Below are 20,410 nucleotides of genomic sequence, written 5' to 3'. Positions count from 1 at the left end.
GCGAAACTGAACGCCGTCGACAATTCCTTAACTTTCTCCATTTTGTGAACTTTTTCAAGTGGTTTGGCACTCATCCCACGGGCAGGCTTCCACCGGCTGTAGCAATCCATCAAGAACCAAGACCGCTGACAAGAACCCGATTCGCGTGTATCGGGTTCTGTTCACCCATCGCCATCAAGCGCTGGGCGCGGCTTGGGAAGGCCCACGATAATGAATACGACCGAAACGATGCGGTTCGCGCCCGGATGGGCCGCGGAACTGCGCGCCACTTTTCTGCTCGCCTGGCCGCTTGTGGTTGCCCAGGTGGCCCAGAACGCCCTGTTTACCACTGACGTCATCATGATGGGCTGGCTCGGACCGGAATATCTGGCCGCCGGCACGCTGGCCACGTCGTTTTTCACACCCTTCCTGCTGCTGGGCGGTGGCATCGTTTCCGCCGTCGCTCCGCTCGCCGCCCAGGCGCTGGGCGCTCGCCAGATCAAAAATGTCCGCCGCACCGCGCGTCAGGGATTCTGGGCCGGCATTCTAGTCGCCACGCTCTTGTTCCCGCTGATCTGGCAGATCGAGCACATCCTGCTCGCCACCGGTCAGGAACCCGAACTGGCCCGCATGGCAGCGCAATATATGCACATCGCTGTGCTGGTGCTCTTCCCCGGCCTCGGGCTTTTCGCCATCCGCTCGTTCCTGTCGGCGCTCGGCTCGACCCAGATCATTCTCTACGTCACCCTGGCCGGCGTCGTCATAAACGCCGCCATCAACTATTGCCTCATCTTCGGAAATTTCGGCTTCCCACGGCTCGAACTGCGGGGTGCCGCCATCGCAACGGTACTGACCAACCTCATCATGTTCGGTCTGCTGCTCGCCTATACGCTCACCCACCGCAAATATCGTCGCTTCCACATCCTCGTGCGGTTCTGGAAGCCCGACTGGCTGCGGTTCAGAGAAATCTTCCGCATCGGAACCCCCATTGGGCTCACCCTGATGGCAGAAGTGGGCATGTTCGCGGTCGCCGCCATTTTCATGGGCTGGCACGGCACCGACGCGCTTGCCGCTCACGCCGTGGCCCTGCAATGCGCCTCCTTCGCCTTTATGGTGCCGCTCGGTCTGTCGATGGCCGCCACCGTCCGCGTAGGCCTTGCCTTTGGTGCTGGCAGTGACCGCGGTATCGCACAGGCCGGCTGGGTCGCAATGATTATCGGCACGGGCTTCATGGTCATCACCTGCGTGCTGTTTCTCACCGTGCCGCAGATTTTTACCCGCCTGTTCCTTGATCCCGCCGATCCCGGCAACCTCGCCGCACTTGCCATGGCAACGACTTTTCTGGGCGTTGCTGGCCTGTTCCAGATCGTCGATGGCGCTCAGGTTGTCGCTGTCCACATTCTGCGCGGCCTCAACGACACCAAGATACCTATGTACATCGCCCTGTTCGGCTATTGGTGTGTTGGCATGCCGGTCGCCTGGTTTTTGGGATCCCCCGACCGCCTGGCCGGCATCGGCATCTGGCTCGGGCTCGCCGCGGGCCTGGCCTTTTGTGCCGTCGTCCTCACCGCCCGCTTCGCCATGCGCGACAGGCTGGGCCTGATCGACAGGCGACGCATGGTGGCAGCGGCCTAAACGACCACCGCTTGCTCAGCCATCTCCGCATCCCCGAACACCCGAAGATAGCGCGCGATCTCTTTGGGGTCTCCCACCGCCTTGGCCGGATTGTCGGAAAGCTTGACCGCCGGACGTCCATTGGCGCTCGACACCTTGATGACCAGCGAGATCGGCTTGAGTTGCGGGGTATGCATTGGCGCCGTTCCGGCAAAATCATTGGTGAGGTTTGTCCCCCAACCAAAACTCATCCTCACCTTGCCTTCAAAATGCCTGTAGGCCGCCTCGATCGTTTCGATATCGAGCCCATCGGAAAAGATCAGCAGCTTCTCCTTCGGATCGCGCCCATGCGCCTTCCACCATTCAATGATCTTTTCGCCGCCCTCGATGGCCGGCGCGCTGTCGGGTCGGAAACCCGTCCAGTCTGCCACCCAATCGGGTGCATTTTCGAGAAATGAGGCCGTCCCGAACGCATCGGGCAATACGATCAGCAGATTGCCGCCATAATAGCTCTGCCAATCCTGGAGCACTTGATACGGCGTCTCCTTGAGCGCCTCATCGCCGTCGGCCAGCGCCGCAGCCACCATGGGCAATTCGTGGGCGTTGGTCCCCAGCGCCTCGAGATCGGTGTCCATGGCCAGAAGCACGTTCGACGTGCCCATCAGCGCGTTCCCCAACCCCTCCTTGAGCGCCTCCACGCACCAGCGCTGCCACAGGAACGAATGCCGCCGCCGCGTCCCGAAGTCGGAAATTTTCAGATCAGGCAGCTTTTTCAGCCGTTCGACCTTCTCCCAGGTCTTGGCCTTGGCCCGTGCATAGAGCACGTCCAGCGCAAACCGCCCCATGCCCCGCATCGCCCGGCGCGAGCGCAGCTCATTGATGATGGCCAGCGCAGGAATTTCCCACATGGCCGTTTCGACCCATCTGCCGGGAAAATGCAACTCGAACTGCCCGTCGCGTTGGGAAAGTTCATATTCGGGAAGCTGGAAATTTTGCAGCCAGGCTAGAAACTGCGGCGAAAAAATCTGCTTGGTGCCGTAAAAACTGTTACCCGCCAGCCAGATCATTTCCTTTTTGGTGAACCGCAGCGTGCGTGCATGGTCGAGCTGCTCGCGCAGCTCGTCGATATCGACCTCGTCCGCCAGCCGCACGCTGGTGGTGCGATTGGTCAGCGAGAACGTCGCATCGACATCCCGATACAGCCCCCAGATCATCTGCAACATCAAGAACTTGTAGAAATCGGTGTCGAGCAGCGAACGGATGATCGGGTCGAGCTTGAACGTATGGTTGAAAACGCGCCGCGCAATGTCGGTCTTGGACGACGAACTCAAATCACGTCCACCCCTGCTGCCTTAATCTTCCCGATCATCGTCTCCATGGAGCCCATCAGATCGATCCCCCGGCACGCCTCCAGCAACACCCGCGCCGAAAAGCCCTGCCCCACCGCATCGAGCGCCGAATAGGCGACGCAGAAATCGGTGGCCAGCCCCACAAATGTCAGTTCACTCAGTCCCCGCTCGCGCAGATACCCTGTCAGTCCGGTCGGGGTCGTGTGATCGTTCTCGAAGAAAGCCGAATAGGAATCGATCGGTGTCCGGAATCCCTTGCGGATGATGAGCTCAGCCGGCATCAGGTTCAACTCGGGATGGAAATCGGCCCCGTGGCTGCCCTGGATGCAATGATCCGGCCAAAGCCGCTGGCTGCCATAATCCATTTCAATATCGTCGAACGGCGCCTTGCCGGGATGCTGGGAGGCAAAGCTCGAATGGTTGGCCGTGTGCCAATCCTGGGTCAGAACGACGTGCTCGAACTGCCCCATAAGCTGGTTGATGACCGGCACCACCCGGTCGCCCTCATCCACCGCCAGCGCCCCTCCGGGGCAGAAGTCGTTCTGCACATCGATGACGATCAACGCTTTTGTGGCCATGGGCGCCTCCCCAAATCAAAGTCACGCGCACTACTGCAAGCCACGCGCGCCGCGTCAACTCCCCAAGCGCGCGTGTTCCCGTGACAGCATGCCCATGATGACACCTGCTGCCTCTGCCTCGATCCCCGCAGCCGTCAGCACCTCTACGGCAAAACTCGCCGGTGCGGGCGCAGGCGCGGTGATGACCCGCCCATCCCCAACCGCTTGCGGCTGATCGCGATAATGCGCCGCACCCCGATAGGTTTTCACCGCCTGCAGATAGTCCAGTCCGTTGGACGTATGCGCGGCCTCATCGAGCAACCCCGCTCGCGCCAGCGCCAACGTTCCCCCACAAATCCCGGCGATCACACACCCATTCTCATGAGCCTGCTTTAGGCGCCCTTCAATCTCGGGAGGCGTATCACTCTCAAAGGTCGGCCCACCGCAAACGACGACTACCCCGGAATCCGGTGCCGAAAACCGCTCCAGCGCCTGCGTCTTCAGGCCCGAGATCGCCGTTACCGGGCCGCCCTCAGCCGAGACAAATCGAACATCGGCGACATAAAACGCTCGCCCTATACCAGCGAGCACGCCGATCTCCCAATCGGAATAGCCTTCGGTGAGCACAATGGTGATCGCAAGCATTTCGGTCTCCTCGTCCGATCGTGGTGTCGGTGCCCAGTACCTATTCCGCCCTAGTGACAATTCGTGTCAGCACGTTCTCCCTTGACGATCGATAATCGATCGGGCTCCTTTCCCCCATGATCGAACTGCGCCAATCCGAACTCCGCGTCGCCGCCGACCTTGCCCGCCACAATCTGGACGGCACTGTCGTCGTGCTCGATCAACTGGCGACCACCGCAATCATGGCCGCCGAAGCCCTCGGCGTCGAGGTCGGCCGTATCGTCAAATCGTTGATCTTTGTCGGCGAGGAAACTGGCGAACCCATCATGGTCCTGGTTTCTGGCGCCAACCGCGTCCACGAGAAACGCACCGGTCGCCAGATCGGCCAGAAGCTTGGCCGCGCAGACGCCGATCTCGTGCGCGAAACCACCGGCTTTGCCATCGGCGGCGTTTCGCCTTTGGGCCACCTCAAGTCCATTCCCATCTATATGGACGAAGATTTGTTCGCATTTCAGACTGTATGGGCCGCCGCCGGGAACGCACGTTCGGTGTTTGAAATTACCCCCCACGATCTCGCCCGCGTGACGGGCGCTGCACGCATAACCGTCACCTGATCCACCCGGAGCCACAAACATGGTCTATCTTCTGCTCGTCGTCGGCCTCATTCTGCTCGTGGCAGGGGGCGAAGGTTTCGTGCGCGGCTCGGTGGCCATCGCCGAAAAGCTGGGCATGTCGCCGCTGTTGATCGGGCTGACGCTGGTCGGCTTCGGCACCTCGTTGCCTGAACTGGTGACCTCGGTCCAGGCCGCCCTCGATGGGGCGCCCGGCATTGCCGTGGGCAATGTCGTGGGCTCCAACATAGCCAATATCCTGCTGATCCTGGGCATCACCGCGCTCATCTACCCCATTGCCGTGGACAAGGCGGTGCTGCACCGTGATGGTTCGGTCCTCGTGGTCGCTTCGCTGGCCGCCCTGGCCATTGTGCTGATCGGTGCGCTGGGGCGCATCGCTGGACTGGTTCTGGTAGCCCTGCTGATCGCCTATCTGTTTTATTCCTATTTTGCCGACCGCAAATCGCAGGCATCGGCCGGCTTCGCAGCGGAAATCGAAGCGACGGGCGGCAAACAACCAGTCCTTGTCTCGCTCCTGTTCGTCATCGGCGGCCTCGCCCTCACAGTGCTCGGCGCCCGTCTGCTGGTGTCCAGCGCGGTCGAAATCGCCACGACCCTTGGCGTTTCCGAAACGATCATCGGCCTGACGGTCGTCGCCATAGGCACCTCGCTGCCCGAACTGGTCACATCGATCATAGCAGCGCTTCGCCGCCACACCGATCTGGCACTGGGCAACATCATCGGGTCAAATATCTTCAACATCTTTTCGATCCTGGGCATCACCGCCCTGATCCAGCCCATCCCCGTTCCAGACGAAATCATCCGGCTCGATATCTGGGTGATGCTCGGCGCCACAGCCCTGCTCCTCGCCTTCTCCTACACCCAACGCGAAATCGTCCGCTGGGAAGGTGGTGTGCTCCTTGCCCTCTATGCGGGCTATATCGGTTGGCTGACGTTGGGGGCCATCAGCTAGCCGGCGAATGGATCGGTAAACGTCCAGTCCCCGAACCGGTTGCGGAACCATGTCGACTGCCGCTTGGCATATTGCCGCGTGGCAGTCACCGCACGTTCAACAGCGTCCTCGCGGTCCATTTCGCCCCGCAGCATGGCTGCGATTTCCCCCACGCCGATCGCCTTCATGGCCGGCAGCGACGGGTCGAGATCCAGCGCCAGCAGCGCCTCGACCTCCTCGATCGCTCCTGCCTGCATCATCGCCTCGAATCGCTCGCCAATCCGCCGCCGCAGCAAGGCTCGCTCGGGCATCAAAACGATCCGCTCAAGCGCGTATCCATCGAGCAGTCCCGGCCCGTTTGCATCCTGAAACGCACTCAGCGGTTTGCCCGTCGCCATCAGCACCGAAAGCGCCCGCACGACCCGCTGTGGATCGGCGACCTTGAGTCGTCGGGCCGTTTCCGGATCTCTCTCGACCAGAACCGCCATCCGCCCCGCCTCATCGCGGTCTTGAATCAGTTTCTCAGCCTGCCGCACAAATTCAGGATCGATGGCCGGAACCTGCGCGAATCCGTTTACGAGCGCATCGAAGTAAAGCCCTGTCCCGCCAACGAAAATCAACTCCTGATTCTCTTTGTCAGCCTCTTGAATCTGTTTGTGAGCATCGGCCAGCCACGCCCCGGTCGAATAGCGCACCGATGGATCGACATGTCCGAACATCTCGTGGCGCGCCTGCATCAACTCTTCTGCGTTGGGCCGGGCCGTCAGACGGTCGAGCACACCATAGACCTGCATGGAGTCCGCATTGACGATCCGCGCGCCGCGCGTGCGCGCCCGCGCAATAGCCAGCGCCGTCTTGCCGCTGGCAGTCGGACCGGCTATCAAAACCGCACGCTTTCCCCCATCCCTTGCCATGGTCTTTGTAATGTCCGTCCTCGTTCTGATCGCCAATCCCAATGAGCCGGTCCTGTCCAGCACTGTGGTCGAAAAGGTCCAACGTGAAACCCATGGCGAAATCAACTGGCTCGCGCAAGGCATAGCCTGTGAGATCGTCGCGCCCAAGGCCGCCGATCCAGTCGAGATTGCACGCGATGTGATCGATTCCAGGCCCATCGATGCCGCCCTCGTTGCACTTGCCAATCGGCGCAAGAAATTGCTCGTCGCTGACATGGATTCCACAATGATAGAGCAGGAATGCATCGACGAGCTGGCCGACGCGCTGGGTCTAAAACCCCAGGTCGCCGAAATCACCGAACGCGCCATGCGCGGCGAACTCGATTTCGAGGCCGCCCTCGATACCCGCGTCGCGCTCCTCAAGGGGCTGGAGCGGAAAGTAGTCGAGGACATCCGCCGCGAACGCATAACGCTCGCTCCCGGTGGCCGCGCCCTGATCCAGACCATGAACGCCTATGGCGCCTACACGGCACTGGTCTCCGGCGGCTTTACCCTGTTTGCAGACCACTTTGCCAAACGCATCGGCTTTGACGAGGCCATCGCCAACATTCTGCAGTTCGATTCGGACGACCGGCTGACCGGCACCGTCGAAAAGCCCATCGTCGACAAGACCACCAAGCGTAACCGCCTCATGGCGCTTGCAGCGGAAAAAGGTCTCGCCATTGCCCAGACCATGGCCGTGGGCGATGGCGCCAATGATCTCGACATGCTCCAGGCCGCCGGCCTTGGCGTCGCCATCCACGCAAAGCCCATCGTCGCCGAACAGGCCGCCGTCAGGATCGATCATTCCGACCTCACCGCCCTGCTTTACCTCCAGGGCTATTCGGACGACGATATCGTCAGATGAGGCAACAAGGTTTTCAAATTGCTCGAAACTGAACGGTTGATCCTGCGTCCATGGCAGGATGCCGACCGCGCGCCCTTCGCAGCCATCGTGGGCGATCCCCATGTCATGCGGTTCTACCCAAACACCCGTGACCGGGCGGCCGCCGATGCCTGGATCGACAAGATGATCGCCGGCCTCGGCGCGGGAACCTCCGCCTTCCTTGCCGCCGAGCGGAAATCGGACGGCGAATTGATCGGGCTGATCGGCACGGCCCGGATCGACATCCCGTTGCGAGGCAATCCGCCAGAAGAAATCGGCTGGGTACTGGGCAGCCAATATTGGGGACAGGGCTATGCCCCGGAGGGCGCCCGCGCCCACATCGACCAGGCATGGCGCCGTGGGCTGCCCGAACTCGTCGCCTTCACGGCCGCCGTCAACCATCCCTCTCAAAGGGTCATGGTAAAGATCGGCATGTCACGCGACACCATGGGCGATTTCCTCCACCCGCGCATCGCTGAAAACCACCCCCTGCGCCCTCACGTGCTCTACCGCATCACCAATCCCGACAACTCCTGACAAAACCTGTCATGGCGCTTGGGTAGCGTCTGGTCACTGGCAAACAGGAGATCAGCCATGCCCATTTCCGGAAGCTGCCATTGCGGCGCCACCAGATTCGAGATCGATGTCATTCCCCAAACCGCAACGCGCTGCAACTGCACCTTCTGCACCAAGAAGGGCGCATTGTGGGCCTATTGCGAGCCCGATCAGTTCCGCCTGACCACCCCCATGCGCAACGTGGCGCAATATTCACCGACCACGCCGGAGAACAGGCACTATTTCTGCCCCACCTGCGGCTGCGCCGCCTTTTCCAATACCCCCGATTATTCGGCTTTTGCGGAGGGCAACTGGGAGGAAGCCGAAGCAAATTTCGATCCCACCAAACGCCGCATCTCGATCAACCTCTGGGTGCTCGACGATTTCGACATCACCGCCCTGCCCATCGAGCATGTCGATGGCAGGAACCAATGGTAGCTAGAGCCTTACGAGGGCCAAAAGCACCAGTCCCGCCCCGGCCAATCCCAGCGCCGCCAGCCGCAATTGCGGGCTGGGCAGCGTGAGCAGCTGTGCAATCATGCGCTTCATCTGCTCGGGGAACGCCGCATAGAGCAGCCCTTCGATGACAATGGCCAGCGCCAGCGCTGCAAAAAGATCGCTCATTGCCTATCCTCCAAAACAAAGGGCGCGCCGGTGGGCGCGCCCTTGAACTCTGTCTGGCGCTTATTGCGCCGGCGCGGTTTCCTCGTCGGAGGGCGGCACCGCTTCGGTGACCGGTGCTTCGGCCGGCGGGATGACTTCGCTTTGCGGCAGGCTTTCGGAACCGAGGTTCTCGGTCTCGAGCAATTGCTCAAGATCCTGAACATCCTGTTCAAGGTCGGCGCCTTCACCGGAAACCAGCGAATCCGTTGCCAGCAGGTCATCGATCTCGGTGGAGTCGATGGGCTGCTCGCTCGGTCCCTCAACCCCGATATCGATCGGCGTGGCCGTCGGTGCCGGGAAGTCGGGCAATTCGCCGTTCGAACCGAAATAGCTGAAGAACGCCGAATCCGGCGAGAGCACCATCGTGGTGTTCCCATCGCCCAGAGCGTTGCGATAGGCCTCCATCGAACGGTAGAACTCGAAGAAGGACTGGTCCTGGGAGTAGGCTTCAGCAAACAGACGGTTCTGCTCTGCGTCACCCTCACCGCGAATGATTTCGCTATCGCGGTTGGCGGCGGAGACTACTTCGACGGCCTGACGGTCGGCGATGGCACGCAGGGTTTGTGCCTGCTCCTGACCACGGGCGCGGATCAAAGCTGCTTCGGCATTACGCTCTGCCTGCATACGCTCATAGGTTTGCTGTGAAACTTCCGGCGTCAGATCGGTGACCAGAACGCGAACGTCCACAACCTCGATGCCCAACTCGGTCATGTCGGCCGCCACCAGATCGCTGGCTTCGCGCATCATTTCCGAACGCTGCTCGGACAGCGCCGCATCGAACTCACGCAGACCGTAAACGGCACGCAGAGCCGATTCCAGACGGGTCGCAATACGCTGTTCGGCAAGCTGGAGGCTGCCGAGCACCGTCTGGCGGAACCGGATGGGATCGACGATACGGTAGGTGATGAACGCATCGACGATATAGAACTGGCCGCCCGAAACCTGCAGCCGGATGCGCTCGAGATCGTAGCGCAGCAAACGCTTGTCAATGTACTGAACGGTTTCCACGAAATCGGTTGGGACCTTGAAGTAGATTCCCGGCTCCTGGATTTCGCGCGTGATTTCGCCGAAGCGCATCACGATGGCCTGTTCGCGCTCGTTGACGATGAACAGAGACGAAAAAAGCACATAGGCAGCAATGACCAGTGCGACGATAGCAATAACGAGACGGTTCATTACTGGTTACCTCCGGTCTGGAGGGTGGACCCGCTGCTTCGTAGCTCAGGCAGTGGCAAATAGGGAATGACGCCCGAGCCCTGCCCGCCTTCAAGCAGCACCTTCTCGGTTCCGCCCAGCACTTCTTCCATCATTTCAAGGAAGATGCGCTGACGGGTGACCTCTGGCGCGTTGCGATACTCGTTGTAAACGGAAACGAAACGCGCCGCCTGACCTTCGGCTTCATTGATCACGCGGTCGCGATAGGCCGCGGCCTCTTCACGGATCGCAGCGGCCTGACCACGCGCACTACCCAAAAGGGTGTTGGCGTATTGCCGTGCTTCTTCCTGGAAGCGGTCTTCGTCCTGCAGCGCGCGCTGCACTTCGTCGAACGCATCGGCCACTTCGGCCGGCGGTGCCACGTTTTCGATCGAGATGTTGGAAATCGTCACGCCCACGCCATAGCTGTCGAGGATGGTCTGGGTGATCTGCTGCACTTCCAGCGCGATTCCGGTACGGTCGTCACGGAACACGTCCTGTGCCGTACGACGCCCGACCACTTCACGCATCGCGCTCTCGGCCGCCTGACGCACCATCTCGTCGGGGTCACGGACCTCGAACAGATACAGCCGCGGATCGGCAATGCGCCACAGGATCGAAAAGCTCATATTGACGATGTTCTGATCGCCCGAAAGCATCAGCCCGCTATCGCTGGAGCTGCTCGTTCCCGTACCCACGCGGGTCTGGTTTTCCGTCGTGGACGCGCGCTCGACACGCTCGATCGGCCACCAATGGAAGTGCAGGCCCGGACTGGAGAATTCATCCTTGGGCTGCCCGAACAAAAGCTCGACACCCACTTCGTTGGGCGCGATGGTATAGATCGACTGGCTGCCCCAGAAAACCAGCGCTGCTGCGACCACGCCGACTGCAAGCCAGCGGCCGCCGCCAGGAATGTTCCCACCGCCGCCAAACTGTTGCCGGCCGCGAGCCAGAATGTCCTCGAGATTGGGAGTGTTGTTTCCTCCCCCGGGACGGCGTGGTCCGTTGCCACCGCCTCCTCCGCCCGGCGCCTGGCCCCATGGACCGCCGCTGCGGCTTCGGCGGCCGCCCCTATTGTCTTCCCACGGCATTTCGTCCCTTTCGGTTTGTCGTGAAAGTGCTTTTGCTTATTGCTGTTTTATATAGGGAAGGCTGGCTCCCCGATCAATGGAAACCGGGTGCGTCAGAAGGTGCGAGGAGACCCAGTTGGTTCACAAAACGTAATTAACGGTCCGTACTACTGAGGGAGGCTGAGCTGCTCGGCGGAGTCAGGCTTATCACTATCTTGAGTTTGCCCGTATTGTTCCTGCCATTCATCCAGATGCTGTAACACATCCAAATCGACCTTCAAAAATTCTTCACGCATTCGCTGCCTGTGCAGTTTTTTCCTGCGCACGTAATGCGAGATTCTAAATGGCCAATCGTCGTGCTCAGAGGCAGGGTGCTCAACCTCAGACCGGGTACGCCATTCATTCGATGGAAAATCAACGTCAAATTTCGCGTCACCGTTAATATTTCCGCAGAAAACGTCAGTTACCCACGCTTCATTTACGTGCTGGAAAAATAGCTTGTAGACGTTTTCTCCGCCTATAATGAAAAACTCACGCTGTCCGCGACATATCGCGTGCGCATCAGCTAATAACAGTGCTGTTTCCGGATCCTGTGCCCAAATCAAGTTTTCGGTATCAGATATTTCCGAGCGCGAAAGAACTATATTTATCCTATTGGGAAGAGGTCGTCCAAGTGATTCAAACGTCTTTCGCCCCATTAGGATCACGTGCCCGGATGTGCGGCTCTTAAAGTGCTGCAGATCGCTACGCAAGTGCCAAGGAAGGGCGTTGTCTACCCCGATAATATTGTCAGGGAAACTGCGAGCGACGATATAGGTCGCCGATGGCACTCTAACTATAGGCTTGGTCGCCATCGAATCCCCTAGAGCATGAGTATGGTTGCGTGGGGCGCGTCTTAGAACATATGCAACGTTGAGACAAACGCAGTTATAGCTTCCCCAATGCAATCAGGTCCGCCCCGCCCACCCGGCACACAGTCCATTCGTCCTGCATAACCGCCCCCTGCGATTTGTAAAATTCAATCGCCGGCTCATTCCAGTCAAGCACCCACCACTCGAACCGCCCGAGCCCTTCATCGACACAGCGTCTGGCCAGGTGTGCCAGCAGCGCCTTGCCGACGCCCTTGCCGCGCGCCACGGGATCGACAAAGAGGTCCTCCAGCCATATCCCATGCCGCCCCTGAAAGGTTGAAAACGTATAGAACCACAGGGCAAACCCCACGGGCTCCCCGTCCAGTTCGGCAATCTCGCAAAAGACTTTTGGATCTTCCCCAAACAAATGCGCGCCGATCTGTTCGACCGTAGCCTCGACTTCATGGCTGAGCTTTTCATATTCGGCGAGCTTCACGACAAAGCCATGCACCAGTGCGGCGTCGTTGGGTTCAGCGCGTCGTATGAAAAGGGACATGAGCGGTTTCGAATTCGATGCGGGCCCCGACCATGAGGTGATTCCGCATGGCGCGGCAAATGGTTCCCATCAAATGCCGCGTCAGTCCAGCGTCCGGCGATACCGCATCATGGCGATGGCCGAGATGACGATCAGGAGCGCCACCAGAGCCCAGAGTTCCCCGGCAACGTCCGAAATATCGCCACCCTTGAGCATGACACCGCGCACCACGCGCAGGAAATGAGTGGTCGGCACGACGTTGCTGAGCACCTGCGCCCAGCCCGGCATTGCCGCGAAGGGAAACAGAAAGCCCGACAGCAGCACAGACGGCAAAATGGTAAACATCGAAAGCTGCATGGCCTGCATCTGCGAGCGCACCAGTGCCGATATCAGGAAGCCCAGTGCCAGATTGACGATTATGAACAGGTTGAAGCCGATAAAAAAGGCCCGCCACGCTCCCTCGAACGGCACATCGAACACGGTGAAGCCGGCGAGCAGGAATAGGACGGTTTGCACATACCCGACCAGGACATAGGGCAATATCTTGCCCAGCATGACTTCCATGGGACGGGCCGGTGTGGCGATCAACATCTCCATGGTGCCACGTTCAGTCTCCTTGACGATGGCAATGGCGGTCATCATGACCAGCGTCATCGAAAGGATGATGGCCAGCAGGCCGGGAACGATGTTTGTCGTGGTGCTGCCTTCGGGATTGTAGAGCCTGTGAACCGCGACGCCGAATGGTGCCGGCGCCGGCGCAACTCCGGCCAGCGGCCCCGCGAACGTCTCGGTCATCGCGACCTTCACGATGCCGTCCATGGCCCCCACCGCGCCACCGATAGCCGCCGGATCGGAAGCGTCAGCAACCACCAGAAGTTCGGGCCGTAGTCCCCGGACGACGTCGCGCTCGAAATTGTCTGGAATGACAACAACGAACGACGCACTACCCTCGCGCAGCGCCTGCTCGCCATTCTCGGCCCCGCTGACAGAACCTTGTATGTCGAAATATTCCGACATCCGCATGCCGGAAATGACAGCGCGCACCAGAGGGCCGTCATCGTTGACCTCGATCAGTGTCGGCATATGCCGCGCATCGGAATTGATCACGAAGCCAAACAGCAGCAATTGCATGATCGGCAGCCCGATCATCATGGCAAAGGTGACGCGGTCGCGCCGCATCTGAATGAACTCCTTGGTCAGAACCGCCAGGAACCGCGCGAGGGAGAAGCTCATGCCACATCACGGGCAAAATTGTCCCGCGCTCCCGCCATCAGATAGATAAAGGCCTCCTCGAGTTCGGACGTTTTTTCCACCCACTCGTGGGTGCCCCGTTTGCGGTAGGCATCGATCACCGCCTCGAGCCTGGGCCGATCGGTGCTCGACACGTGCAGGACCGAACCGAAGCGCGCCACCTGCTCTACGGCATCCTCCCTTTTCAGTTCGTCTTCCAAAGCGGTGATGTCGGGTCCCGAGACCCTGTAGGTGACAAGTCCGATCATCGAGGGAATATCAGCCGCCCGGCCATCGATCAGCTTCTTGCCATAGGCGATATAGGTGATGAAATCGCACTGGATGGCCTCGTCCATGTAGTGGGTCGAGACCAGAACGGTAACGCCCCTGGCAGAAAGCCGGCGGATCTCGTCCCAGAAATCCCGCCGCGCCTTGGGATCCACACCGGCGGTCGGCTCATCGAGCAGCAGCAGTAAGGGATTGTGCAGCAGGCATGCGGTCAGAGCCAGCCGCTGTTTCCAACCGCCCGACAACGAGCCGGCAAGCTGATTTTGCCGGTCGGCAAGACCGAGATCGCTTAGCGCCGCCTCGACCCGTTGCCGGCGCCGGTCCAGCCCATACATGCGCGCCACGAAGTCCAGATTCTCGCGGATCGAGAGATCCTCATAATACGAGAACTTCTGCGTCATGTAGCCGACTTCCTGCTTGATGCGGCCCGCTTGTCTGCGCACGTCGAAGCCCAGGCATGTGCCCTCGCCCTCATCGGGCGTCAACAGGCCGCAAAGCATGCGGATGGTGGTCGTCTTGCCCGAACCATTGGGCCCGAGAAAGCCATAAATGGCGCCGCGTGGCACCACGATATCGAAATGATCGACAACGCGTTTCTCGCCGAACGATTTGGTCAGCCCGCGAACGTCTATGACCGGTTCGTCACTCATTTCGAAACCGTGACAGGCTGGCCCGGATGCAACTCCGACCCCTCGTCCAACACGGCCTCAACCAGAAAGGTAAGCCGGTCGCGCTCCTCGCGGCTATAGATAACCGGAGGCGTGAATTGGGGGTCCGGAGAGAAGTAGCCCACGGTTGCGGTGAGCCCGTCCGGGCATCGGTCGCAGCTTATGGACACCGCGTCACCCAGCGCCAAACCCGCCCGATCCGCCTGCGAGAGATAGAATTTGACCTTGAGCGCGTCGTCGGGGAGCAGCGCCACCGCCGGCATGCCAGTGCCCACGAACTCTCCGGCGCTGAAATAGACACGCGCCGCGAGACCGTCCACGGGAGCAGAGACGACACGCTCGTCAAGCGCCAGTTGCGCCTGCTCGGCATTGGCCCGCGCGGCCGCGAGCGACGCTTCGGCTGCGATGCGTTGTGGATTGCGGGCCGGCAGTTCGGCAACCCGCAATTGGGCTTCGAGTTCGTCCACCTGCGCCTGAGCGCGCTCCAGATCGGCATTGGCCTGATCGGCCTGCGCCTGGGGAGCCAGGCCACGCTCCAGCAAGGCCCCGGTGCGCTCGGCCTGCAGGCGGGTCAATTCGAGATCCGCCCGTGCTCTGGCAAGGCTCGCCCTGATAACGTCGAGTTCGGCGTCGCGGCTGCCCGTCGAAAGATTATCAACATTGGCTTGCGCCGCCGCGACCTGGGCCAGCGCCGCATCGAGCGCGGCTCGCTGCTGGCCATCGTTCAGAGCAAACATCACGTCCCCCGCCTCGATGGGTTCGCCCTCACGTGCCGCAATCGTCGTAATGGTGCCGCCCCCCGGGGCAGCGAGATAGACATAATTGGCTTCGACATAACCGTTCCAGGCCGGTGGCTCGGACACTCCGAACCCCGGAACGACCATGGCGATCAACCCGAACAACCAGGACATGAACTCATCCATGGCCTCACTCCGCTTTCACCGCATCGGCGCTCAGGCCGTCGAACAGGATGCTAAGGTGATTGTCGATCAGCTTCTCGATCTCGACCCCGCCCTTGGGCACGACGCCGAACACCTCGGCAAGCACCACATGAAGAACCAGCGGCCCCACAATGGACCGGACAGTCAGTTCCGGGTCGACCGGACGCATATATCCTTCAGCAATGCCGCGCTCGATGAGCGACACGACCACCGGGATCACATGATCGAGAACTTCCCGCCGATACATCTCCGCCAGATGAGGAAAGCTCACCACCTCGCGCAGAACGACCTTGGGGATGGCCCGAACCTCCGGGTCTGAGAATCGGCTGCCCAGCATTCTGATCGCGCTTGCAAGAATGATCCTCGGATCGCCTTCGAGATTTCCGAACTTCTCTATCGCACTCTCGGCGATGGGCAGGATGCCCCGGCGAACGAGCCCTTCCAAGACCGCGTCCTTGGATGGAAAATAGAGATAAACGGTTCCCTTGCTCACCCCCGCGCGCGCCGCGATGTCTTCAACCCGCGTTGCGGCAAACCCCTTTTCCACAAACAGCGCCAGCGCGGCATCCAGAACCTCGTCGGGCCGGGCTTCTGACCGTCTGCGAAATTTCGGACCGCGTCGCCTGACACCTTCGCTCGCCATCGCCTACTCCTTTGCGCCACCGCACTTTCAATTAATAACTGACCAGCCAGTTATTTGCAAGACAATAGACGAGCACCCAACCTTTCGCCACTATTCACCGCCCTCAAAAAAAACCCATGCGCCCGGCTTCAAATAATTTTTTGAGGAACCTCGGCCCCTCGGCAGCGTTGAGTAAGACGCGCAAAGGAGGCGAATATGACCGATCCGCAAAATGGGCCGGCACGCGGAGCACCCGCACGCAATCTCGCCACAGGCGTTCTGGGCATTCTTGCCGTTCTGGCCTTGCTCTATGTAGGGTTTCTGGTGTTTTTCACCGCCGAAGAACCTGAACGCACAGCCAATCCCGCCGATATCGGTGATTCTGAAGTTACCAGCGAAGGCGTAGCCGTGCCCGACGGGGGCGAATTGACCAGCGAGCCCACTCAGGCCGCTCCGGATTCGCCGGCTCGCACCCTGGACAACGTCGATCCATCAGGTGCCGCCGACCAATAAGCCGCAGGGCTCTTTTAACCTCTGCTGGTGCACACCAGATAACCGGCTTGGCCCGCCATGCGCGCGGGCGCAATGGAGTTCACCAGATTGAGCGTCGCCTTTACCAAGGAAGAAAGTGCAGAAACGGCATCGGAAACCCTGTTGCCCGATCGCCCCATTTCGCCCGAGGCCAATCTTGTGACCGAGGCGGGGCTCAAAGCCCTCCGCGACCAGTTAGACGCCGCCCGTAAGGCCTATGAAACCGCAAGCGCCATAGAAGACGTCAACGATCGGCGCCGCGAAGCGGCAGGCCCTTTGCGCGACCTGCGCTATTTCACCCAGCGTGTGCGAACCGCCCAGGTCATCCCGCCCCCAGCGCAAGCCGATACCGTCGCATTCGGAAGCACGGTCACCTTTAGTCGCGAGGATGGAAGGGTACAGAAATACCGCATAGTGGGAGAGGACGAAGCTGATCCCAAATCAGGATCGATCTCCTACGTTTCCCCCCTCGCCCGCGCCCTCATGGGCAAAACCGCGGGCGACGTCGCAAATCTGGGCGACAAGGAAATCGATATCATCGACATATCTTAGGCTGCGGCATCCCAAAGGAAGGCCGAACCGCAGGCCCTCGCTAGCGAATATGGCCGTTTGCGGACCACGATCAACCGGTTACACAACCTACGCCAGATACCGAAACCACTTGCGCTCCAGCGCCGTAGTCAGGTCGATGCCGTTCTGCTTGGCAAAGATCAGCAGCATCGCCAGGACGTCGGCGGCCTCATCCTCGAGCGCTTCGCGCAGCCCATCTTCCGACTCGCCTTCGCGGCGCCCCCGGCCGGTCGCCTTCAGAAACGCTGCCACCAGCTCGCCGGTTTCCTCGCTGAGTTTCAGCGCCGCCCAGTCGCGATCCCGGTCGATATCGCAGCGCGTGGCATAAGTGTCCGACACCTTCCCCACCGCCCGCGTCAAAGCCGCCAGTTGCGCCCGCGCCGCATCCTTATCCGGTCTCAATAGTCGTCCCTCCGCACCACGAACAGCACCTCGATATCCTGCCAGGGATAGAAATCTTCCTGCACCATCTCGAAGGTCGTCGGCCCGGTCTTGGTGACCCCCTCGCCGCAGAACGAGACGAAATTGTCCACGCTGCCCTTGTCCACGGTCAGCCGGAATGTACCGATGGAATGGGCCCAATTGGCACCCGAAGACAGGATGTAGGTGAGCCACGCCTCGGTAAACGGGGCCGACCACGGCTCGTCGGGGCTGGTCAGCGTGCGCTCGACGGCCGCCACCAAATTGTCCTCGAGACAATATTTTTCCTCGTACTCAGCCCGCTGGCCATATTCGGTATCGATGAAGGTCGCAGCCACTGTGCCGCCCAGTCCGGGCGTATAGCGGTGATGCACTTCCACGATCTCGCCCGCAGGAAACACAGCGTCCCACAGATAGGCCGATTTCAACGTCCATGCGGGCGAATAAAACCCGCTGTCGTCATAAGGATGCGGCCCCAGAGCGCCGATGCTCACCAGAACCTGCCGGTCCGCCTCGGGCAACGCGTTGATAGCGTCCTCGGTGGACAAAAGATGCGGTGCCAGCGGCACACCGAGCTTCTGCAACTCCTTGGTGCGATCCACTCCCAGCGCGAAAGCCGATTGATACAATTCCGCTTCGACAGGCTGACCGTCAAAAGTGGTCGAAAAGCCGAAAAAATTCTCCGGGTCATCAGTCGGAAACCCCGCCATTTCATAGGGCGAGCTCTCGATGTCCGGCATCGGAAACGCGATCAGGACATGCTGGTCGGTGTCCGTCAGGTTCTCGAACTCGTAGGTAACCCGAACCTCGTCCATGGAAAGATAGAGGTCTTCGCTGAGCATGCGCACATTCTCGTTTTGCGCAAATTGCAGCCCGCCGACCCCGATGGTCGCCGTGGTATCATTGCCATGGGCCGGGAGCGCCAGCCCCAAAGCCACTGCTCCGATCGCCCATGCCTTCATACCGCCACCTGTGCCTTGATATGCGGATCGGGGTCGTACCCGACGATCTCGAAATCCTCGAATTCGAAGTCGAAAATTGAGTCGCGCTTGTTGACGATCTCCAGGCTCGGCAACGGCTTCGGCGAGCGTCCCAACTGTGTCTGGGTCTGCTCGAAATGGTTATGATAGATGTGCGCATCCCCGAAGGTGTGCACGAAATCGCCCACCCCGAGCCCGGTCACCTCAGCCATCATATGGGTTAGCAGCGCATAAGACGCGATGTTGAACGGCACACCCAGAAAGATGTCCGCCGAGCGCTGATAAAGCTGGCACGAGAGCTTGCCGTCGGCGACGTAGAACTGGAACAGGCAGTGGCAGGGCGGCAGCGCCATGTCGTCCACTTCCGCCGGATTCCAGGCTGAAACGATATGACGGCGTGAATCTGGCTTGGTCTTGATCTGCTCGACCAAATTGGCAATCTGGTCGATATGGCGTCCGTCCGGTGCCGGCCAGCTGCGCCACTGACTGCCATATACCGGTCCCAGATCGCCGTTCTCGTCGGCCCATTCGTCCCAGATCTTGACCCCGCGCTCCTGCAGCCAGCGCACATTGGTGTCCCCGCGCAGGAACCACAAAAGCTCATAGACGATAGAGCGGATATGGAGTTTTTTCGTCGTCAGCAGCGGAAATCCCTCATTGAGGTCGAACCGCATCTGATAGCCGAAAATCGAACGGGTGCCCGTCCCGGTCCTGTCGGCCCGGTCCACCCCGTTTTCCATCACATGGCGCAAAAGATCGAGATATTGCTTCATTGTGCGACGATGCTAGCGCGATTCGCGGTCGCACCGACCTACACATCGTTTGCGGCACAAGGTTTTGCACCCTTTGTTGCTGCCCCCTTTTCATCGGGGCCCATGGTCCTTATATTGAGCGTGCCGGCAACGGCTATGGCGATAAATTGCCATCGTAATAAACCCATCGGACCCGGGGGCAGTACCCGGCGCCTCCACCAAAAACCCTCTGCTTACAGAGGCTTATGGGGGCGAAACAGGATCGACGAGGGCGTAAAGGGTGTGTTTTCGCTCGGCATGGTACCACCGTTATCGGACTAAAACTTATAGTTGCTAATGACAACAATAAGGCTCCGGTCGCTCTCGCCGCGTAAGCGGTGCGAGAACTGGGAATTGAAGTCCTACGCTCCTAGCCGGGCATAGGCGGGGTCCGCAGGCACCTGGCAACAGAAGCCTGCATTTCTCTTTCGCTTGAAACCCGGCGCAAATTCAGGCTGTTATGAGCCAAATGAGAATCGCTTAGGGAGCCGCCATAAATGGCACAAGACCACATCCGCTACGACATCTTGGCCCAGGAAGCCCTGCGCGGCGTCGTACGGAAAGTGCTGAGCGAAGTTGCCCGCACCGGCCTGCCCGGCGATCATCACTTCTTCATTTCCTTTGTCACGCAAGCCCCCGGTGTGCGCCTGAGTCAGAAACTGATCTCGCAATACGACAAGGAAATGACCATCGTCCTCCAGAACCAGTATTGGGACCTGAAAGTCTCCGAAACCGGGTTCGAGGTCGGCCTGTCATTTGACGGCGTCAACGAAACTCTGCTCATCCCCTTTTCCGCCATCAAGGGCTTTTTCGATCCATCGGTCCAGTTCGGGCTGCAATTCGAGGTCGCCGAGGCTCAGGCCGGGCCGCGCATTGTCGCCGACCCCGATGATGCCGAAGGCGAAGAGGCCGGGGATGCGGAACAAACCGATGAGCCCGGTATTGAAGAAAGCGGCGAAAAAGTCGTCAGCCTCGATTCCTTCCGCAAGAAATAGCC

General features: G+C 60.2%; 24 protein-coding genes, 1 other RNA gene and 1 pseudogene. 10 read left to right on the top strand and 16 right to left on the bottom strand.

The genetic code is table 11. The features are described 5' to 3' along the window. Nucleotides 1-210: 210 nt before the first annotated feature. Complete coding sequence (locus OF122_RS07970; protein ID WP_264227238.1) at nt 211-1,614, top strand: MATE family efflux transporter; 1,404 nt, start codon at nt 211-213, stop codon at nt 1,612-1,614. Here the strand turns inward: OF122_RS07970 and pncB are convergent. Genes pncB through OF122_RS07955 form a run of 3 tightly spaced genes read right to left on the bottom strand, consistent with a single transcriptional unit; the run spans nt 1,611 to nt 4,144 of the window. Beyond that, a complete protein-coding gene (pncB, locus tag OF122_RS07965; protein WP_264227237.1) occupies nt 1,611-2,924 on the bottom strand; it encodes a nicotinate phosphoribosyltransferase in 1,314 nt (437 codons plus the stop codon). The two genes, OF122_RS07970 and pncB, sit on opposite strands and share 4 nt — an antisense overlap. Then, entirely contained in the window at nt 2,921-3,520 is a 600-nt protein-coding gene (gene pncA / locus OF122_RS07960) for a bifunctional nicotinamidase/pyrazinamidase (protein ID WP_264227236.1), read from the bottom strand. Before pncA ends, pncB begins: the two co-directional genes overlap by 4 nt. A 54-nt stretch (nt 3,521-3,574) precedes the next feature. After that, nucleotides 3,575-4,144: a DJ-1/PfpI family protein gene (locus OF122_RS07955; RefSeq protein ID WP_264227235.1), complete on the bottom strand. Its 570-nt coding sequence runs from the start codon at nt 4,142-4,144 to the stop codon at nt 3,575-3,577. Nucleotides 4,145-4,260: 116 nt separating this feature from the next. On the opposite strand from OF122_RS07955, the gene OF122_RS07950 reads away from it, so the two are divergent. Together OF122_RS07950 and OF122_RS07945 are read left to right on the top strand one after the other, a co-directional pair. Then, a complete protein-coding gene (locus OF122_RS07950; protein WP_264227234.1) occupies nt 4,261-4,737 on the top strand; it encodes a YbaK/EbsC family protein in 477 nt (158 codons plus the stop codon). 19 nt (nt 4,738-4,756) lie between these two features. Then, complete coding sequence (locus tag OF122_RS07945) at nt 4,757-5,707, top strand: calcium/sodium antiporter (RefSeq protein ID WP_264227233.1); 951 nt, start codon at nt 4,757-4,759, stop codon at nt 5,705-5,707. Here the strand turns inward: OF122_RS07945 and miaA are convergent. Beyond that, entirely contained in the window at nt 5,704-6,600 is an 897-nt protein-coding gene (gene miaA / locus OF122_RS07940; RefSeq protein WP_264227232.1) for a tRNA (adenosine(37)-N6)-dimethylallyltransferase MiaA, read from the bottom strand. The two genes, OF122_RS07945 and miaA, sit on opposite strands and share 4 nt — an antisense overlap. Nucleotides 6,601-6,610: 10 nt before the next feature. Between miaA and serB the strand changes: the two genes are divergently transcribed. From serB to OF122_RS07925, 3 genes are read left to right on the top strand one after another with little or no spacing between them, the layout of a single operon-like run. Continuing rightward, on the top strand, nt 6,611-7,486 hold the full coding sequence (gene serB / locus OF122_RS07935; RefSeq protein ID WP_264227231.1) for a phosphoserine phosphatase SerB: 876 nt from the start codon (nt 6,611-6,613) through the stop codon (nt 7,484-7,486). 18 nt (nt 7,487-7,504) lie between these two features. After that, a complete protein-coding gene (locus tag OF122_RS07930; protein WP_264227230.1) occupies nt 7,505-8,041 on the top strand; it encodes a GNAT family N-acetyltransferase in 537 nt (178 codons plus the stop codon). A gap of 57 nt (nt 8,042-8,098) precedes the next feature. Further along, nucleotides 8,099-8,497 carry a GFA family protein gene (locus OF122_RS07925; RefSeq protein ID WP_264227229.1) on the top strand — a complete coding sequence of 133 codons (399 nt, stop codon included), beginning with the start codon at nt 8,099-8,101 and terminating at the stop codon, nt 8,495-8,497. On the opposite strand, the gene OF122_RS07920 is transcribed toward OF122_RS07925, so the two are convergent. The 9 genes and pseudogenes from OF122_RS07920 to OF122_RS07880 form a co-directional block, all read right to left on the bottom strand. Further along, nucleotides 8,498-8,683 (bottom strand): DUF2065 domain-containing protein, encoded by a 186-nt coding sequence (locus tag OF122_RS07920; RefSeq protein ID WP_264227228.1) that lies wholly within the window; start codon nt 8,681-8,683, stop codon nt 8,498-8,500. 327 nt (nt 8,684-9,010) lie between these two features. Continuing rightward, nucleotides 9,011-9,898: pseudogene (hflC, locus tag OF122_RS07915) on the bottom strand (protease modulator HflC); the annotation flags it as partial. Further along, nucleotides 9,898-11,007, bottom strand: coding sequence for an FtsH protease activity modulator HflK (gene hflK / locus OF122_RS07910; RefSeq protein ID WP_264227226.1), 1,110 nt, complete (start codon nt 11,005-11,007; stop codon nt 9,898-9,900). The gene hflK and the pseudogene hflC, both read right to left, overlap by 1 nt. 146 nt (nt 11,008-11,153) lie before the next feature. After that, complete coding sequence (locus tag OF122_RS07905) at nt 11,154-11,840, bottom strand: dihydrofolate reductase (protein ID WP_264227225.1); 687 nt, start codon at nt 11,838-11,840, stop codon at nt 11,154-11,156. Nucleotides 11,841-11,913: 73 nt separating this feature from the next. Beyond that, a complete protein-coding gene (locus OF122_RS07900) occupies nt 11,914-12,393 on the bottom strand; it encodes a GNAT family N-acetyltransferase (RefSeq protein ID WP_264227224.1) in 480 nt (159 codons plus the stop codon). 81 nt (nt 12,394-12,474) lie between these two features. After that, nucleotides 12,475-13,605: an ABC transporter permease gene (locus tag OF122_RS07895; protein WP_264227223.1), complete on the bottom strand. Its 1,131-nt coding sequence runs from the start codon at nt 13,603-13,605 to the stop codon at nt 12,475-12,477. Then, nucleotides 13,602-14,540 (bottom strand): ABC transporter ATP-binding protein, encoded by a 939-nt coding sequence (locus OF122_RS07890; RefSeq protein WP_264227222.1) that lies wholly within the window; start codon nt 14,538-14,540, stop codon nt 13,602-13,604. The genes OF122_RS07895 and OF122_RS07890 overlap by 4 nt, the downstream gene beginning before the upstream one ends. Next, the gene (locus OF122_RS07885) at nt 14,537-15,469 is read right to left on the bottom strand and encodes an HlyD family secretion protein (RefSeq protein ID WP_264227221.1); all 933 of its coding nucleotides are present in this window, start codon (nt 15,467-15,469) and stop codon (nt 14,537-14,539) included. Before OF122_RS07885 ends, OF122_RS07890 begins: the two co-directional genes overlap by 4 nt. A 16-nt stretch (nt 15,470-15,485) precedes the next feature. Further along, nucleotides 15,486-16,142 carry a TetR/AcrR family transcriptional regulator gene (locus OF122_RS07880; RefSeq protein WP_264227220.1) on the bottom strand — a complete coding sequence of 219 codons (657 nt, stop codon included), beginning with the start codon at nt 16,140-16,142 and terminating at the stop codon, nt 15,486-15,488. Between the two features lie 195 nt (nt 16,143-16,337). Here OF122_RS07880 and OF122_RS07875 point away from each other — a divergent pair, with 195 nt between their 5' ends. Further along, nucleotides 16,338-16,634, top strand: coding sequence for a hypothetical protein (locus OF122_RS07875; protein WP_264227219.1), 297 nt, complete (start codon nt 16,338-16,340; stop codon nt 16,632-16,634). An 87-nt stretch (nt 16,635-16,721) separates the two neighbouring features. Then, the gene (gene greA, locus OF122_RS07870) at nt 16,722-17,204 is read left to right on the top strand and encodes a transcription elongation factor GreA (protein ID WP_264227218.1); all 483 of its coding nucleotides are present in this window, start codon (nt 16,722-16,724) and stop codon (nt 17,202-17,204) included. Between the two features lie 87 nt (nt 17,205-17,291). Here greA and OF122_RS07865 read toward each other — a convergent pair whose 3' ends face one another. The 3 genes from OF122_RS07865 to OF122_RS07855 are packed head-to-tail and all read right to left on the bottom strand — an operon-like array spanning nt 17,292 to nt 19,395. After that, the gene (locus tag OF122_RS07865; protein WP_264227217.1) at nt 17,292-17,624 is read right to left on the bottom strand and encodes a MazG nucleotide pyrophosphohydrolase domain-containing protein; all 333 of its coding nucleotides are present in this window, start codon (nt 17,622-17,624) and stop codon (nt 17,292-17,294) included. Continuing rightward, complete coding sequence (locus OF122_RS07860; RefSeq protein ID WP_264227216.1) at nt 17,621-18,604, bottom strand: DUF4424 domain-containing protein; 984 nt, start codon at nt 18,602-18,604, stop codon at nt 17,621-17,623. The genes OF122_RS07865 and OF122_RS07860 overlap by 4 nt, the downstream gene beginning before the upstream one ends. Next, a complete protein-coding gene (locus OF122_RS07855; RefSeq protein WP_264227215.1) occupies nt 18,601-19,395 on the bottom strand; it encodes a thymidylate synthase in 795 nt (264 codons plus the stop codon). Before OF122_RS07855 ends, OF122_RS07860 begins: the two co-directional genes overlap by 4 nt. Before the next feature lie 83 nt (nt 19,396-19,478). Between OF122_RS07855 and ssrA the strand changes: the two genes are divergently transcribed. After that, nucleotides 19,479-19,835: a transfer-messenger RNA gene (gene ssrA / locus OF122_RS07850) on the top strand. 75 nt (nt 19,836-19,910) lie between these two features. Further along, nucleotides 19,911-20,408: an SspB family protein gene (locus tag OF122_RS07845; RefSeq protein ID WP_264227214.1), complete on the top strand. Its 498-nt coding sequence runs from the start codon at nt 19,911-19,913 to the stop codon at nt 20,406-20,408. Nucleotides 20,409-20,410 lie beyond the last annotated feature (2 nt).

It is taken from the genome of Pelagibacterium flavum (assembly GCF_025854335.1).
GTDB classification, from domain to species: Bacteria; Pseudomonadota; Alphaproteobacteria; order Rhizobiales; family Devosiaceae; genus Pelagibacterium; species Pelagibacterium flavum.
Note: the sequence above shows the minus strand (reverse complement) of the source record. Positions and strands in the feature narration are given on the sequence as shown.